Annotated in this window: 9 protein-coding genes; 3 read left to right on the forward strand and 6 right to left on the reverse strand. The window is 61.7% G+C overall.

What is annotated here, in order from left to right; all coding sequences use genetic code 11:
• Positions 1–19: 19 nt before the first annotated feature.
• The 5 genes from ACIPSK_RS25205 to hemA all read right to left on the reverse strand — a co-directional run bounded on the left by ACIPSK_RS25205 (position 20) and on the right by hemA (position 5715).
• Positions 20–883: a carbohydrate ABC transporter permease gene (locus ACIPSK_RS25205; protein WP_162116827.1), complete on the reverse strand. Its 864-nt coding sequence runs from the start codon at positions 881–883 to the stop codon at positions 20–22.
• Entirely contained in the window at positions 880–1797 is a 918-nt protein-coding gene (locus tag ACIPSK_RS25210) for a carbohydrate ABC transporter permease (protein ID WP_162116828.1), read from the reverse strand. Before ACIPSK_RS25210 ends, ACIPSK_RS25205 begins: the two co-directional genes overlap by 4 nt.
• A gap of 75 nt (positions 1798–1872) precedes the next feature.
• Positions 1873–3111 carry an ABC transporter substrate-binding protein gene (locus ACIPSK_RS25215; RefSeq protein WP_162116829.1) on the reverse strand — a complete coding sequence of 413 codons (1239 nt, stop codon included), beginning with the start codon at positions 3109–3111 and terminating at the stop codon, positions 1873–1875.
• Positions 3112–3180: 69 nt separating this feature from the next.
• Positions 3181–4143: a LacI family DNA-binding transcriptional regulator gene (locus tag ACIPSK_RS25220; protein WP_162116924.1), complete on the reverse strand. Its 963-nt coding sequence runs from the start codon at positions 4141–4143 to the stop codon at positions 3181–3183.
• 357 nt (positions 4144–4500) lie between these two features.
• Positions 4501–5715: a 5-aminolevulinate synthase gene (gene hemA / locus ACIPSK_RS25225; RefSeq protein WP_162116830.1), complete on the reverse strand. Its 1215-nt coding sequence runs from the start codon at positions 5713–5715 to the stop codon at positions 4501–4503.
• A 326-nt stretch (positions 5716–6041) separates the two neighbouring features.
• On the opposite strand from hemA, the gene ACIPSK_RS25230 reads away from it, so the two are divergent.
• The 3 genes from ACIPSK_RS25230 (at position 6042) to ACIPSK_RS25240 (ending at position 15207) form a co-directional block, all read left to right on the forward strand.
• Positions 6042–6299 carry a YMGG-like glycine zipper-containing protein gene (locus ACIPSK_RS25230; protein ID WP_017966299.1) on the forward strand — a complete coding sequence of 86 codons (258 nt, stop codon included), beginning with the start codon at positions 6042–6044 and terminating at the stop codon, positions 6297–6299.
• Between the two features lie 169 nt (positions 6300–6468).
• Complete coding sequence (locus ACIPSK_RS25235) at positions 6469–8397, forward strand: autotransporter assembly complex protein TamA (protein ID WP_210254177.1); 1929 nt, start codon at positions 6469–6471, stop codon at positions 8395–8397.
• A gap of 66 nt (positions 8398–8463) precedes the next feature.
• Positions 8464–15207, forward strand: coding sequence for a translocation/assembly module TamB domain-containing protein (locus ACIPSK_RS25240; RefSeq protein WP_162116926.1), 6744 nt, complete (start codon positions 8464–8466; stop codon positions 15205–15207).
• A gap of 60 nt (positions 15208–15267) precedes the next feature.
• Here ACIPSK_RS25240 and ACIPSK_RS25245 read toward each other — a convergent pair whose 3' ends face one another.
• Positions 15268–15705 (reverse strand): Lrp/AsnC family transcriptional regulator, encoded by a 438-nt coding sequence (locus ACIPSK_RS25245; protein ID WP_017966296.1) that lies wholly within the window; start codon positions 15703–15705, stop codon positions 15268–15270.
• Positions 15706–15782: the final 77 nt, after the last annotated feature.

The raw sequence follows: 15782 nt of genomic DNA on the forward strand, positions 1-15782 counted from the left end.
GGGCTCCACTTTCTCTGGATCATTTCACCGCGCCGGCCATCAGCCCGCGCATGTAATAGCGTTGCAGGAGCAGGAAGACGATCAGGCAAGGAATCGTCATGACGACGACACCGGCCTGGACCGCTCCCCAGTTGATGGCGCCGAGCCGTCCGGCGCGAACCGCCGTCATCAGCACCGGCAGGGTGTATTTCTCATTGCTGGAGAGCAGCACGAGTGCTGCGAGAAACTCGTTCCAGGCATTGAGGAAGGCAAAGATCGCCACCGTCGCGACGCCGGGAAGCACCAGCGGCAGAAGAACCCGGACCAGAAGCCTGAGGTCGCGCGCGCCGTCGATGCGTGCGGCCTCTTCGATCTCCTTCGGCACGGCGTCGAAGGCGTTGCGCATCATGAAGACCGAGAAGGGCAGTTGCAGCGTCACATAAACCAGCGTCAGCCCAATCAGCGAATTGTTGAGGTCGAGCTTTGCCAGGATGATGAAGAGCGGCGTCAGGATCGACTGGAACGGGATCATCAGCGTCGCGATGATCAGCACGAAGAGCGCATTCTTCAGCGGGAACCGATAACGCGAGAAACCGTAGCCGGCGAGCAGGCTGACGGCGACGGTGAGCACCACGGTGGCGACCGAAACGAACAGCGAATTGATCATGTGCCGCCAGATGCCGGCGCCGAACGTATCGAGCAGCGCATAGGAATCGGTGCTGACGCCGGAGGTCGGCCATGGGGGCAAGGGCGGCAGGCTGGCCTCCGTGCCATGCCGGAAGGACGACAATAGCGTGATCACGAAAGGGGCGAGAAAGAAGATCGATATCACGATGCCGGTCAGATGATAGACCGATTTCGCACGGATGGCCTTGCGCGCGCGGCGTTCCCTTGAGGTGGTCATGGACGCTCCTCCCCGACGCGAAGCAGCCAGAGCTGCACGATGCTGATCGCCACCAGGATGGCGAGAAGTACGATCGACAGTGCTGCTCCATAGCCGAGATTGAACGACACGAAGGACTGATTGAAGATGTAATAGACCACCGAGATCATCTTGTTCTGCGGTCCGCCTGACGTCATGATGTAGAACTGGTCGAAAGCGAGGATCGAACCGGTGACGGAGACGATCAGCGCCAGCGCGATCGTCTTGCGCATCAGCGGCAGCGTCAGATGCCGGAAACGCTGCCAGCGCCCGGCGCCGTCGATGCGGGCGGCCTCCGTCAGCTCGGACGGAATGGCCTGAAGCCCAGTCAAAAGAATGATCATGGTGAAGCCGGCGATCTTCCAGACGACCATCACCACGATCGTCAGAAAGGCGGTGTCGAAAGTCGCCAGCAGATTGGGGCTCTTTTCCAGAAGACCGAGCGCCTTCAAGGCCGGCCCGATGAAGCCGCTATCGACATTGGCGAGCCAGACCCAGAGCAGGGAGGCGGTGGCAAGACCGACCACGACGGGCAGGAAGATGATCGTCCGATAGGCGCTGACGAACTGCCGTTCCTTTTCGACGAAGATGGCGAGCGGAAAGGCGATCGCGAAGATCGCGATGGTGACGATCACGGTGTAGTAGGCCGTGAAATTCAGCGCCGCCATGAAGCGGGTGTCGTTGGCCATGCGAAAATAATTGTTGAAGCCGATCCAGCGCGACGCCCCCATCAGCGGCCAGTTGTGAAGGCTCATCCATCCGGTGAAGAGAACCGGCATGATGAAGAAGACGATGACGAGCGCCATGGCCGGCGCGATATAGGCAAGACCTCGCCAGTTCGATCTGCGCCGTCGCCTGCGCTGAGGCAATAGAGTCTCTGAACCGGAACCGGTCATCAAAACGCTCCGCGTCTGTCGAGTGGGATTGGCCGGGAAGCTGCCACCGCTCCCCGGCCGCGGCCGGGGGAGAGATTACTGGCCGCTATCGATGATCGATTGCATTTCCGACTGGGCGCTCGAAAACGCGCCGTCGACATCGTCGCCGAAGATCGCGGCATTGGTGAAGCTTGCCCATGGCCCGTTGGCGCTGTTGATCAGGTCGTTGAATTGCAGCGTATAGGGTGTCTTGGCGACGCTGATCGCCTTCAGGCCAACCTGCATGCGCGGATCGAGGCCCTCAAGCACCTTATCGGCGATATCGCCGCGCGTCGGCAGGCTGCCGTATTTCGCCATGATCTTCTGGCCGTCCATCGAATACACATATTCGAGGAAGCCCTTCACCGCGTCGATCTTCTTCGTGCCCTTGGTGATGACGAAGTTGTCGCCGCCGGCAAAGGACGAAGGCTTGCCGTCAACGCCGGGGATGAGCGTCACGCCGAAGTTGATATCGGGATGCTCGGTCACCAGCGTGCCGATGGCAAAGGCGCCGAGGCTTTGCTGGCCGATCTTGCCGTTGGTAAAGGTCAGGAAGTTGGCGCCGGTGTCGCTGGCCGCACCCGCCGGCACCAAGTCCTTCTTGACCATGTTGCGGTAGATATCGACGGCCTTGCGCATCTGAGGGGTATCGAGCGTTGCCGTCTTGCTGTCGGCCGACAGGATATCGGCGCCGGCACCCCAGGTGAGCGGCGTGAAGGTGAAGATCATGCAGCCGCCGCAGCCGCCGCCGGAGAAATAAAAGCCGTAGGTATCGTCACCCAAGGCCCGGATCTTCTCGGCATTGGCGGTGATTTCATCCCAGTTGGCCGGCGCCTTTTCCGGGTCGAGACCCGCCTTCTTGTAGAGATCCTTGTTCCAGGCAAAGACCGATGTCTCGACCGACAGCGGCAGGCCGTAGATCCGGCCCTGATAGGTGCCGAGGCGCACATGCGAGGGCGACAGCGAGTTGAAATAGGGCAGCGATTTCGCCCAGTCCGTCAGGTCTTCCAGCTGGCCGGCCGCAGCAAAGGCCGGGTTATAGATGAGATCCATCGACAGCGCGTCCGGCGCCTGTCCGCCGGCGATTGCCGTCGCATATTTCTGCACGAGCTCGGAAAACGGCACTTCGGTCATCACGACCTTGTTCTCGTGACCCGAATTATAGGCTTCGACGACCTTCTTGAAGGCGTCGCCGATCCCCGAGCGAACCCACATTTCGACATTTTCGGCGGCCGACGCGGCCGACACCAGACATAAGGTAGCGATGCTGGTCGCCGCCAATAGACGCTTGATCATGACACTCCTCCCGATATGGCGCATCTCCTCGCGCCTTTGCTCATTCACGTGTTCTCATCCCCGAGGGCTTTACCCCCCGCATGATTGCCGGACGATCAGCCGGCACGGCAATTTCCTCACGCCCGGCTCGACAGGCCGTCCTTCAGCAAGCGCAAGCACCGTCAATCCGGCTTGCCGCCCGAGCTCCTTCAATTCCATATCCACCGTCGTCAGCGGCGGCCGCGTCTGGGCCGCGACAATCTCCCAATTGTCGAAGCCGACGACCGAGACGTCCTGCGGCACCTTGACGCCGCGCTCGCGCAACGCATCCACAGCACCTCGGGCGATCTGGTCGTTGCCGCAGAAGAGCGCATCCGGTTTTTCTCCGGGTCTCTTCCAAAGCTGCTCGACTGCCTCATGGCCCCAGCTTTCCGACCAGACGCCGTAGAGCACCGGTTCGCGGTGACCTGCCACCTCGTGATAGGCGCCGGCACGCTCCCGCACCGAGAAGAACTCTTCCGGCCCGGTGATATGGGCAATCCGCCGCCGCCCGATGTTCGCGAGCCACTCGACGGCGAGCCTCGCACCCTGCTCGTCGTCCGAACGAAAAGTAACACTGTTCTGCGTCCCCTCCGTGAAGGCGTAGACGACAGGCACATGCAAATTCGACAGGTCGACAGGCAGGCGCCTGTCCAGCCGCTTGCCGGTTGCGATGATCCCGTCGACCTGCTTGTCCAGCATCGCGTCGACATGGATCTGGGCGAGCGCCGGATCGTCTTCGATCGCGCACAGGAAGACCGAAACACCGTGATCGACGAGTGCGTCCGAAATGCCTGCCATGACAGGCAGCGTGAAACGGCCGTAAGTATCATTCGTCAGCAGCCCGATGGTGAAGCTGCGCTTGCTGAGAAGACCTCTGGCCAGCGCATTCGGCCGGTATCCAATTTCCGCGGCAATCCGTTTCACCCGTTCGCGCGTTTCCGAGCCCATCCGGCCGGTATCGTTGAGAGCTTTCGACGCCGTGGAGATGCTCACCGCGGCAGCCGCCGCCACCTCGTGGATGGTGATCCTGCCTCTTTTTCCTCCCGATATATTCAGAACGTCCTCCTTCTGAAGTGATCTGAGAAAAGCTTTTACCAAACCTTATGTCAAGTGAGAAAAGGTTTTCTCATGCGGCACAAAGGCCGGATCGGCAATGCAGTTTGCGGGAAGGCAAGCACAGGGAGAGTTCGACGCGCATCGATCAGGCCGATTGCGATGTGTCATCGGTGTTGAGACCAAGCACAGAGCGGATGATCTTGGGCGGGTAAGGAGGTTTGCAGCAGCGCCTTGCGGGAGCAAGACCGATCGCTGTCAGAGCCTCCAGTGGAGGCCCTGAATTACGGTTCGAACCGAGCGATCATCGAAAAATCAGGCAACGTGCCTTGCGAGCGCGCAGCGCGACCAAAGCGAATGCAGCGCCTCGACCAGATGGGCGATATCGGCGTCGGAATGCAGCGGCGTCGGCGTGATGCGCAGCCGTTCGGTCTTCTTCGGCACGGTGGGATAGTTGATCGGCTGGACATAGACGCCGCAATTGTCGAGCAGCAGGTCGGAGATCCACTTGCACTTGGCCGCATCGCCGACCAGCACCGGCACGATATGGCTCGGATTGGGCATATGCGGAATGCCGCGCTGGTCGAGCAGCGCCCTCAGCTTGCGGACACGGTCCTGATGGCGGGCGCGCTCGAACTGGCTGATCTTCAGGTGCTGGATCGAGGCGACGGCGCCGGCGGCAAGCGCCGGCGGCAGCGCCGTGGTGAAGATGAAGCCCGACGCAAACGAGCGGATGAAATCGCAAAGTGCCGTCGAAGCGGCGATATAGCCGCCCATCACCCCGAACGCCTTGCCAAGCGTGCCCTCGATCACCGTCAGCCGGTCCATCAGCTCTTCGCGCTCGGCAATGCCGCCGCCGCGCGGCCCATACATGCCGACGCCATGCACTTCGTCGAGGTAAGTCATCGCCCCGTATGTGTCGGCGAGGTCGCAGATTTCCTTGATCGGGGCGATATCGCCATCCATCGAATAGACGCTCTCGAAGGCGATCAGCTTTGGCGCCTTCGGATCGGCGGCCTTGAGCTTGGCTTCGAGATCGGCCACGTCATTGTGCTTCCAGATCACCTTGTCGCACTTGGCATAGCGGATGCCCTCGATCATCGAGGCATGGTTCAACGCGTCGGAGAAGATGATCAGGCCGGGGATCTTGGCGCCAAGCGTGCCGAGCGCTGCCCAGTTGGAGACATAGCCCGACGTGAAGATCAGCGCTGCTTCCTTGCCGTGCAGATCGGCAAGCTCACGCTCGAGCATGACGTGATGATGGTTGGTGCCAGAAATATTCCGGGTGCCTCCCGCACCCGCGCCACAGTGGTCGATGGCGTTCTTCATCGCCTCGATCACCTTCGGATGCTGGCCCATGCCGAGATAGTCGTTGGAGCACCAGACCGTGACCTCCTTTTGGCCATCCGCGGTGTGACGCGTCGCGCGGGGGAAATTGCCGCGGTGACGTTCGAGATCGGCAAAAACGCGGTAACGGCCCTCGCTATGAAGCCCGTCCAGCTCGTTTTTGAAAAACGCTTCGAAATCCATCATATGCTCCAATATCACGCGGATGTTCTTGATGACTGGACGTCCGCGCGTCAATGCTTACCCTTTGCTTTAACATCAACTGCGGCAAAAGGCCCAGATTTTTGAATGATTCCAGATAAAAAATATGCGAGCCGCAATCAACGAAATTGATGCCGCAGAAGGCAGGGGGAGCTTGCGCACCGTGCAAAAGGCGACCCAGCCCGATCGCAAAAAAATCAGCATACCGGATGGACAACCCTTTCTTCCGACATAGTTTTCGGTCTAGCCTGACAAAAAAATAGAAGGGACGGCCTTTGCCCGCTGGGCAACAACCTCGGAGAGAAAAGATGAAGAAAGCTGTCATACTCGCATTGGTCGGCCTGTCGATTGCAAGCTGCACGCCGACGCAGCAGGGCGCCGGCATCGGCGCTGCATCAGGCGCCGTCATCGGCGGCGCAGTCACCGGCAATGTTCGTGGCGCGGCAGTCGGCGCCGCGATCGGCGGTGTGTCCGGCGCCCTCATCGGCAGCGTCGCCGAACAGCCCGGCCAGTGCTACTATCGCGACCGTTACGGCCGCCGCTACATCGATAGCTGCCCGCGCTGAGAGCACCCTGAAATCGCTAAATCCAGGAAATCCCGGACACACGTCCGGGATTTTTTGTGCTAAATTAACGCGTTGGCAATTTAAAATGGTACACCCCGCGCGATTTTATCGCTAAGCTGTTCACGGCTGGGCAACGAAGCTTCATCATAGGCGTAACCAAAAGCGGCGGATGCGGATTAGAGGGACAGGTCCGAAAACAAGTACTGCGTATCGGCGAACAGGCACCATGATGGTGGTCGCAGCGGCAGCTGCGTTCTCACCGGTCCTGATCGGCGACGCTTACGCCTTCAAGCTTTTCGGCATCACCATTTTCGGCAAAGAAGAAGACGAAGGTGAACAGGTGCCCGATCCGGTGCGCTACCACGTCGACCTCAGGGCCGATACCGCCGATCCCGACCTGAAAGAAGCGTTGGAAAACAGTTCCCGTCTCGTCAGCGACCAGAAGCAGCCGGTGTCCGGCGATCTCGGCATCGTCGTCAAGGCGCGCGACGACCGAGAGCGCCTGATCGCCACTCTCTATGAAAAGGCCCGTTATGGCGGCCTGGTGACGATCACCATCGACGGCAAGAATATCGACGACCTGCCACCCAATCCGACATTCGACCGGTCAGGCCCGATCCCCGTCACCGTCGACATTGCTCCCGGCCCGGTTTTCAAGGTCAGGGAAGTACAGTTCGGCGGCGATGCTGCGAACCATAATCCCGCCGATTACGATCTCGCCCCGGGCGCTGAGGCCGGCTCGCTCGCCATCATCAAGGCCGGCGACAAGATCGTCGAACAATTGAAGAGCGAAGGTCGGCCGTTTGCCAAGTTAACCGAACGCAAGGTCGTCGCCGATCACAACAGCGATACCGTCGATATCGTCCTTGCTGCCGAGGGCGGTCCCGTCGCCCCGATCGGCGATGTGGGCGTCACCGGCGAAAAGACCGTCAAGCCGACTTTCATCCAGCGTTATTCCCGGCTGAACAAGGGCGAAGCCTATTCCCCGGAAGCACTGAAGAAAGCCGGCGAGCGGTTGCGCGCCCTCGGTGTCTTTTCGAGCGTCACCATCCACCAAGGCGATGCGCTGGCATCCGATGGCACGCTGCCGATGACGATCGAGGTTTCCGAAGGCAAGAGGCGCTACTTCGGCGTCGGCGCGCAATATTCCACCACCGACGGCTTCGGTGTTCAGGGTTATTGGGGCCACCGCAACCTGTTCGGCGAAGCCGAAACGCTGAGGATCGAGGGATCGGTCTCCAGGCTTGGCGAAACGACGGATGTCGGCAGCCTCGACTATTCCGCCGGCATCCTCTTCACCAAGCCCGGCGCCTTCTTCCCCGCCGCCACCTTGAAGGCCGGCATCGTCGCCAAGACCGAAAATCCGGATGCTTACAACGCGACGCTGGTCACCGCCTCGCTCGGCCTTTCCTACGAGCTGACCGACCGGGACACCGTCTCGGCGAGCGGCGAGGTCAGCTGGGAGCGCGACGACGACGCCTTTGGCACGAACGACTATCTGACCTTCACCCTGCCGATCAAATATGATCGCGATGCACGCGACGACAAGTTCAACCCAACGGAAGGCTATCGCGCGACGCTCTCGGCAAAGCCTGGCTACGAAATCTTCAACGCCACGCCCTATGCGGCATTCGAGGGCTCGATTTCCGGCTATTTGCCGTTCGGCCAGGAAGACGGCCTGGTGCTTGCCGGCAAGGTTGCCGCCGGCGTCCTGATCGGCGGCGATAGCATTGGGGACATTCCCGCCACCCAGCGCTTCTTTGCCGGCGGCGGCGGTTCTGTGCGCGGATACAGCTATCAGGAAATCTCGCCTTATAACGACAATGGCGATGCCACCGGCGGCCGCTCTTATGTGACCGGTTCGCTGGAGGCCCGCATCAAGATCACCGATACGATCGGCATCGTGCCCTTCGTCGATGTCGGCACGGTATCGGACAGCACCTTTCCGGGTTTTTCCGATATCCGCGCCGGCGCCGGCGCCGGAATACGATATGCAACGCCTTTCGGCCCGCTGCGGCTTGATTTTGCCGTGCCGCTAAACAAGTACGAAGATGGCACAGATTACGGAATCTACGCCGGCATTGGCCAATCCTTCTAGGGTTGCCGGTTCCGCTGTGTTTACCGATCTGTGAGCCGTCATGAAAACGGGGTAGTGTCCGCGCCGATGCAAACGCTGGCAAAAATCGTTAACTGGATCGTACGGCTCACCGGCTATGCCGTCGGTGCCACTTTGATTCTCGCCGTCGTAGCGCTGGCGATCTTCGGCTTCACCAGTTTTGGCGCTCGCATCGTCACCGAAAAGATAGCCTCCACGCTTTCCAACCGCGACATGACGATCGAGGTTCGCGAACCGCAAGGCCTTTTGACCGGCGGGCTGCGGGCCGCCGAGATTTCCATCTCCGACACCAGGGGCGTCTTTGCGGAAATTCATGGCGTCGCGATCGACTGGAATCCGCTTGCGCTGCTGACGGGAACTTTCCATGCCAAACGCTTCGAGATCGAAGCGATCAACGTGCTGCGCAAGCCGGTGCGCACCCTCCCCTCGCGGCCCGGAGCTGAAAATTCCGGCGGATTTAATCTTCCGATCAAGGTCGATATAGACCGTGTCGCACTGCCCGATATCAAACTTGCCGCACCTGTTGCCGGCCGCGCCTTTGCGCTCGCCGCCGAGGGCAGCCTTTCGGCAAATGGCGATGGCGGCGAGGCCGTCGTCAATGTCAGCCGTCACGCGGTCCCGGATGCGCGGCTTGCCGCCGACATCGCCTTTGCGCCGGCCGAAAACCGGCTGCGGTTGAAGGCGCAACTGTCCGAGCCGAAGGGCGGGCTGCTGGCGGGCTTTCTCGGCTTGCCGGACAGCCCGGCCGTCAACATTGATCTCGACGGCCAGGGGCCGATATCCGATTGGAAAGGCAAAGTGCAGGCCGCCCTCGACGGGCAGCAGCGCGCCGCAATCGAGGCCCGGCATCAGATCACGGCAGACGGGCTGCACCATCTCGACCTCAAGGGTGGCGGTGACCTGAGCTCGCTGCTTCCATCGGCATTCCGGCCGCTTTTTGCCGGCCAGACCAATATCGATCTTGCCACGACCTTCGACAATCACGGCAAGATCGATATCCAGACCGGCAATATCGCCACCGGCAGCGTGGTGATCGCCGCCTCGGGCACCCTCGATCCGGCCGGCAACAACAGCCTGAACGCCAATCTGCTCGGCACGTCGGGGCCTGTCGATTTCCGCTGGCCGCTCGCCGAAGGCGAAGCGCGCTTCCTCATTTCTGGCCTCAATCTGGCACTGACAGGCGATGCGCAGGCGGCCCGGCTGAACGTCAGCGGCTCGCTCGACACCGCAACCCTCCCGCAGGCCAATATCGGCAATATCAAGCTGACCGCAAAGAGCGACGCCTTCAATCTCGCCGCGCGTTCCGGCAGCGTCCAGCTGCGCCTCGTTGCCGGCGACGTTACCTTCTCCGACCCGAACCTCAATCGCGCCGTACAGGGCCCGGTCACGATCGCCTCGCCGCTGCAGATCTCGCCCAGTGGCATCGGCTTCAACGCCACCACCGTCGAAAGCGCCAATATCAACGGCGGCCTCAACGGATCCTATCGGCTGGCAGACAAGGCGCTGACCGGCAACCTCAAGCTCACCATCGACCCGGCAGCCCTGCCGGCTGCGGTGACAACCAGGTTCGACGGACCGATCTCGCTCGAAAGCCAGATGGTCGGCACCATCCCGTCAAAATTCGCGCTGTCCAACATCGTCCTGAAATCCGGCACGCTCGAAGCCGCCGGCAACGTCGCGCTCGACGACGGGATGTTGAATGCCGATCTCTCCGGCCGGTTGCCTGACATCGGCAAGCTCATCCCCGGCGCCAGTGGTGGCGCGGGTTATGCATTGAGAGTTGGCGGTGAGCTCCCGGCAATCTCGGTGACGGCCAATCTGAAGGCCGCCAGCCTTGAAATGGCCGACCGCGTGCTCGGCAATCTGAATATCGACCTGTCAGGGCTCGCCGATCCCAAGGCGCCGCAGGGCAGGATCGCCGCCACCGGCACGATCGACGGCCAGCCGATCCGCATCAACGGTGACATCAGTTCGCGGGACGGCAAGACGAGTATTCCGGCTTTGACCGCCGATATCGGCGGCAACCGGCTGACCGGCAATGTCGAATTCTCGCCCTCCCTGGAGCCGACAGGCGCACTGTCCTTCGATTTCCCCAATGTCGGCCTGCTTGCCGCACTCGGCGGCCAGAAGGTCGAAGGCGACCTGAAGGGTTCGCTCGGCATCAGCAGCGATAGCGGCAGGATTGCGCTCAAGCTGCTTGCAACAGGCGGCTCGATCCGCCGTGACACGCTTGCGATCGCCAAGCCGGATATCGATGTCACGGTCAGCGATCTCAAAGCCCTTGCCGCAAAAGGTACGGTCAAGGCCGCGGAGGTGAGTGTCGGAACGAACAGGCTGGCCGGGTTTTCGCTCGATTTTACCAAGCAGCAAGACCATACCGACTTCCATCTCGATGCTGCCTATGACGGCAATCCCGTGCTGGCGGCCGGCAATATCGAGGCGGCGGCCGGTACGATGCAGCTGAACCTCGATCGCTTCTCGGCAAGTCCCCGCAATATCCCGATCGATCTTGCCGCACCGACGCAGGTCGCCATCGCCGGCGGTGCCGCCAGTCTGAACGGACTGACGCTGAAGACCGGCACCGGTTCGGTGACCGTCACCGGTTCCGCCGGCGAAACGCTGAAGCTCGATGCAGACATCCACGAGCTGCCGGCAGCGCTCGCCAACGGTTTCGTGCCGAACCTTTCAGCCGGCGGCACGATCTCCGGAACGATTGCCGTGACGGGAACGCCGGCAGCACCGGTCGCCGACTTCAAGCTCGACTGGAAGGATGCGACGACGGGCCAGACCAAGGGGGCGGGCCTGGCACCGCTCGGCATCACCGCCGGTGGCAAATTCGCCGACAACAAGCTCGATTTCGACACGACGATTGGCAGCAATGACGGCCTGTCGCTGAAGGCCGCCGGCAATGTCGCGCTCGCCGACCCGAAGGCGCCGGTGCTTGATGTCAATGCCGATATCCTCAACCTGCCTGCCCGCATTGCCAATGGCTTCGTTCCCGATCTCGCCGCCGAAGGCACGATTACAGGAAAACTGGCCGCCTCCGGCTCGCTCGCTGCTCCCACCGCCAATTTCGATCTCGATTGGAAAAGTGCTGCGACCAGCCAGACGAAACGTGCGGGCCTTGCCGACCTCGCCGTCAAGGCATCCGGAAAATTCGGCGACAACAAGCTCGATTTCAACACGACGATTGGCGGTGCCAACAGTCTCTCGCTGAAGGCAAACGGCAATATCGCCATCACGGGTACGACGATCGGTAACGTCACGGTCGATGCCGCACTGGCGAATGTTCCGGCAAATATCGCAAACAGCTTCGTCCCCGATCTCGCCGCCGAAGGCGCGATCTCTGGAAAGATCTCCGCCAGCGGGTCGCTCTCCGCCCCGAGTGCCGATTTCGATCTCGATTGGAAAGACGCTGCGACGAGCCAGACGAAGCGTGCGGGCCTTGCAGCGCTCGGCGTGACCGCATCAGGAAAATTCACCGAAAACAAGCTCGATTTCGACACGGTGATCGTCGGCGCCAACAGCCTCTCCTTAAAGGCAACCGGCGATGTCGCCATCACGGGCACGACGATCGGGAATATCACGGTCGACGCCGCACTGGCGAATGTTCCCGCAAATATCGCAAACAGCTTCGTCGCCGATCTCTCCGCCGAAGGCGCGATCTCAGGAAAGATCGCGGCCAGCGGGTCGCTCACCGCCCCGAATGCCGATTTCGATCTCAATTGGAAAGATGCTGCGACCAGCCACACGAAACGGGCTGGCCTTGTAGCGCTCGGCCTGACCGCATCAGGAAAACTTGCGGATAATAAGCTCGACTTCAGCACGGTGATCGTCGGCGCCAACAACCTCTCGCTGACGGCCACCGGCGATGTCGCCATCACGGGCACGACGATCGGTAACGTCAAAGTCGATGCTGCGCTGGCGAATGTTCCCGCGAATATCGCAAACAGCTTCGTCCCGGGTCTCGCCGCCGAAGGCGCGATTTCCGGAAAGATCGCGGCCAGCGGGTCGCCCTCCGCCCCGACTGCAGATTTCGATCTCAATTGGAAAGATGCTGCGACGAGCCACACGAAACGTGCCGGCCTTGCAGCGCTCGGCGTGACCGCATCGGGAAAATTTGCGGAAAACAAGCTTGATTTCAACGCGGCAGTCAGCGGCGATAAAGACCTTTCACTAAAGGCCATCGGCAATGTCGCATTGGCTGGTACGGCGATCGACAGCATCAAGGTCGATGCCGAGATCGCCAAGCTTCCCGCCAGCCTCGCAAATGCCTTCGTTCCCGATCTCGCAGCCGGCGGCACGATATCCGGCACCCTTTCCGCCGCCGGGACATTCGCCGCACCGAAAGCCGACTTCAAGCTCGACTGGACCGATGCTGCGACCAGCCAGACCCGACTCGCGCACCTCTCCGGCCTGGCACTTGCCGCATCGGGACACTTTGCCGACAACCGGCTCGATTTCGATACCAATCTCGCCGGCCAGGGCGGCCTTTCGCTGAAGGCCGCCGGCAATGTCGCGATTTCAGGCACGTCGGTCCGTAACCTCGACGTCAAGGCCGATCTCGCCAATCTGCCGGCAGGCCTCGCCAACGGCTTCGTCCCGGGTCTTGCCGCAGAAGGCAGCGTCTCGGGGACGGCATCCGCTTCTGGCGCACTTCCAAAGCCGGCGGTCGATTTCAAGCTCGACTGGAAGAACGCCGCGACCGCCCAGACCAAGAGCAGCGGCCTTTCGGGCTTGAGCGCTGCGGCATCCGGCAAGTTCGCCAATGACCGGGTCGATTTCGACGCTAATCTCGCCGGCAAGGACGGCGTGTTGGCCAAGGCAAAGGGCGGCGTCACGATCGCGGGAACCGCCATCCGGGACCTTTCGATCAATGCCGATATCCCGGCGCTGCCGGCAAATATCGCAAATGCCTTCGTTCCCGGCCTCGGTGCCGAAGGCACGCTTTCGGCAAGCGCCATAACGTCGGGAACGCCGGCCAATCCGATCGTCGATTTCAAGCTCGACTGGAAGGATGCCGCCACCAGCCACACCAAGGCAGCCGGCCTGTCCCGCCTCGCGTTGGCGGCAACGGGAAAATATGCCGGCGACAGGCTGGATTTCGACGCGAACCTGACTGGCGGCGGCGGCATTGCGCTGAAAGCAGCCGGCGATCTTTCGATCGCAGGCACGTCGATCCGCTCCATCGACGTCACGGCGAACGCCACCAATGTTCCGGCCGGCATCGCCAACGGCTTCGTTCCCGGCCTTGCCGCCGAGGGCGCGGTCTCGGCGACCGTAAAGGCCAGCGGCGCGCTATCGGCGCCCTCGGTCGATTTCAAGGTCGACTGGAAGAACGCAGCGACGAGCCAGACAAAAGGCGCCGGCCTTTCGCCGTTCAGCATCGGTGCGTCAGGCAAACTTGCCGGAAACAAGCTGACGGTCGACACCAGCCTTGCCGGTGACGTCGGCATGTCGCTGAAGGGCGGCGGCAGTGTCGTGATCACAGGCAATCGCGCCATCGACATGCACTTCACAGGCAATCTCCCCTTTGCCGTGCTCGGCGCCCCGCTCGCGCAGCAGGGCCTCGTCGCGGACGGCGTCGCCACTGTCAATCTCCAGATTGGCGGAACGGCCGCAGCACCCGTCATCAATGGCACGGTCTCGACCAACGGCGCCAAGCTCGTCGACGTCCGGCGCAATCTGGCGGTCAACAATCTCGCGGCAACCGTAACCTTCAATGGCAGCCAGGCCGTGATATCGCGTCTCAGCGGCAACCTTGGCGGCGGCGGCACGATTTCTGCAAGCGGCACGATCGGCATCCAGCCGGCTGGCGGCTTTCCCGCCGACATTTCGATCAAGCTCGACAAAGCAGTCTACGTCGATGGAACGCTTGTCGTCTCGACCGTCAACGGCACGGTCGGCCTGCGCGGGCCGATCGCCAGTGCGACGCTGAGCGGCAAACTGCTGCTGGACAAGACCTCAATCACGGTCCCGGAAAAACTGCCGACCTCGCTGAGAGAAATCGACATCCGGCACAAGAATGCGCCGCGCGCCGTGCTTGCGCAGATGCGCGATAACGGCGAGCGCAAACCTGGGGAGAAATCCTCCGTGATCACGCTGGATCTCGAAATCGACGCGCCTTCGCATATCTTCGTTCGCGGCCGTGGCATCGACGCCGAACTCGGCGGCCAGGTGACGATCCGCGGAACGGCGGCTGCACCCATCGTGACCGGCGGTTTCACCATGCGCCGCGGCCGCCTGACCATTCTCAACCGCCGCCTGGACTTCTCTGACAAGAGCAGGATCACCTTTGCCGGCGACTTGACGCCGGCGCTTGATATGGAAGCGACATCGTCCTCCGGCACGACGACGCTGACCGTCGACGTCGCGGGCCTTGCCACCGATCCCGCAATCACTTTCTCCTCCTCGCCCGAGCTGCCGCAGGACGAGGTGCTGGCACAGCTGATCTTCGGCCAGTCGATGTCGAAGCTCTCGCCGGTGCAGATCGCCCAGCTCGCCGATGCCGTCAGTCAGCTGGCCGGCAACCGCTCCACCTCGCTTTTCGAAGGCCTACGCAATCAACTCGGCGTCGACGATTTCGACGTCAGCACCGATTCCAAGGGCCAGACGAGCGTCAGCGTCGGCCGCTATCTCAACGATCGCACCTATTTCGAATTGCAGCAGGGCGGTTCGGCCGGCGCCAAGGCGGTGATCAACCTCGATGTCGGCCGCGGCGTCAAGCTGCGCGGAGGGGCCGGTGGCAACGGTGAGGGCGAAGCGGGGATTGTTTACGAACGGGAATACTGATGCATCTCGCCCGAAGCTATGCGGCAGTTCGCGGACAGCATGCACAAGCTTTAAGCCGGCTTAGAAACCGGTTTTGCTTGTCTTGAGAAGGATGTTGGTCTCGGTCGAATTGATGCCGTTGATCAGCCGGATCCGGCGCAGCGTTTCGTCGAAGGCGGCAAGATCGCGATCCTCGAGCTCGGCGACGAAATCCCATTTGCCGTTGGTGCTGTGAAGCGCGCGCACCTGCGGCAGGCCCCTCAACTGATCGGCGACCCTGTCGGCGAGCTTGCCCAGCACCTCGATCATGACGATGGCGCGCACGCCGGCGGACCGCGTCTCATGGCCGGTGCGAATGGTGAAGCCGACGATGGTGCCGCTGGCGACCAGCCGGTCGATACGGGCGGCAACTGTCGCCCGCGATGCACCTGTCGTCGCCGCAAGCGACGAGACGGAAATTCGGGCGTTATGGCGAAGTGCACTGAGAAGTTCGGTGTCGAGATCGTCCACGCTGACCACTTTGTCAAAATAGATTTATCAATCTGCGCAATCATAGTCCATTTCTGACGTTTTTCCATCTTTTTGCTACCAGCACT

Source organism: Rhizobium sp. LARHSG275 (assembly GCF_052871115.1).

What these genes read in the sequence shown, in the direction of transcription:
- ACIPSK_RS25205 (WP_162116827.1), bottom strand. Translation starts at nt 883, where the DNA reads ATGACCACCTCAAGGGAACGCCGCGCGCGCAAGGCCATCCGTGCGAAA.
- ACIPSK_RS25210 (WP_162116828.1), bottom strand. Translation starts at nt 1,797, where the DNA reads ATGACCGGTTCCGGTTCAGAGACTCTATTGCCTCAGCGCAGGCGACGG.
- ACIPSK_RS25215 (WP_162116829.1), bottom strand. Translation starts at nt 3,111, where the DNA reads ATGATCAAGCGTCTATTGGCGGCGACCAGCATCGCTACCTTATGTCTG.
- hemA (WP_162116830.1), bottom strand. Translation starts at nt 5,715, where the DNA reads ATGGATTTCGAAGCGTTTTTCAAAAACGAGCTGGACGGGCTTCATAGC.
- ACIPSK_RS25230 (WP_017966299.1), top strand. Translation starts at nt 6,042, where the DNA reads ATGAAGAAAGCTGTCATACTCGCATTGGTCGGCCTGTCGATTGCAAGC.
- ACIPSK_RS25235 (WP_210254177.1), top strand. Translation starts at nt 6,469, where the DNA reads ATGCGGATTAGAGGGACAGGTCCGAAAACAAGTACTGCGTATCGGCGA.
- ACIPSK_RS25240 (WP_162116926.1), top strand. Translation starts at nt 8,464, where the DNA reads ATGCAAACGCTGGCAAAAATCGTTAACTGGATCGTACGGCTCACCGGC.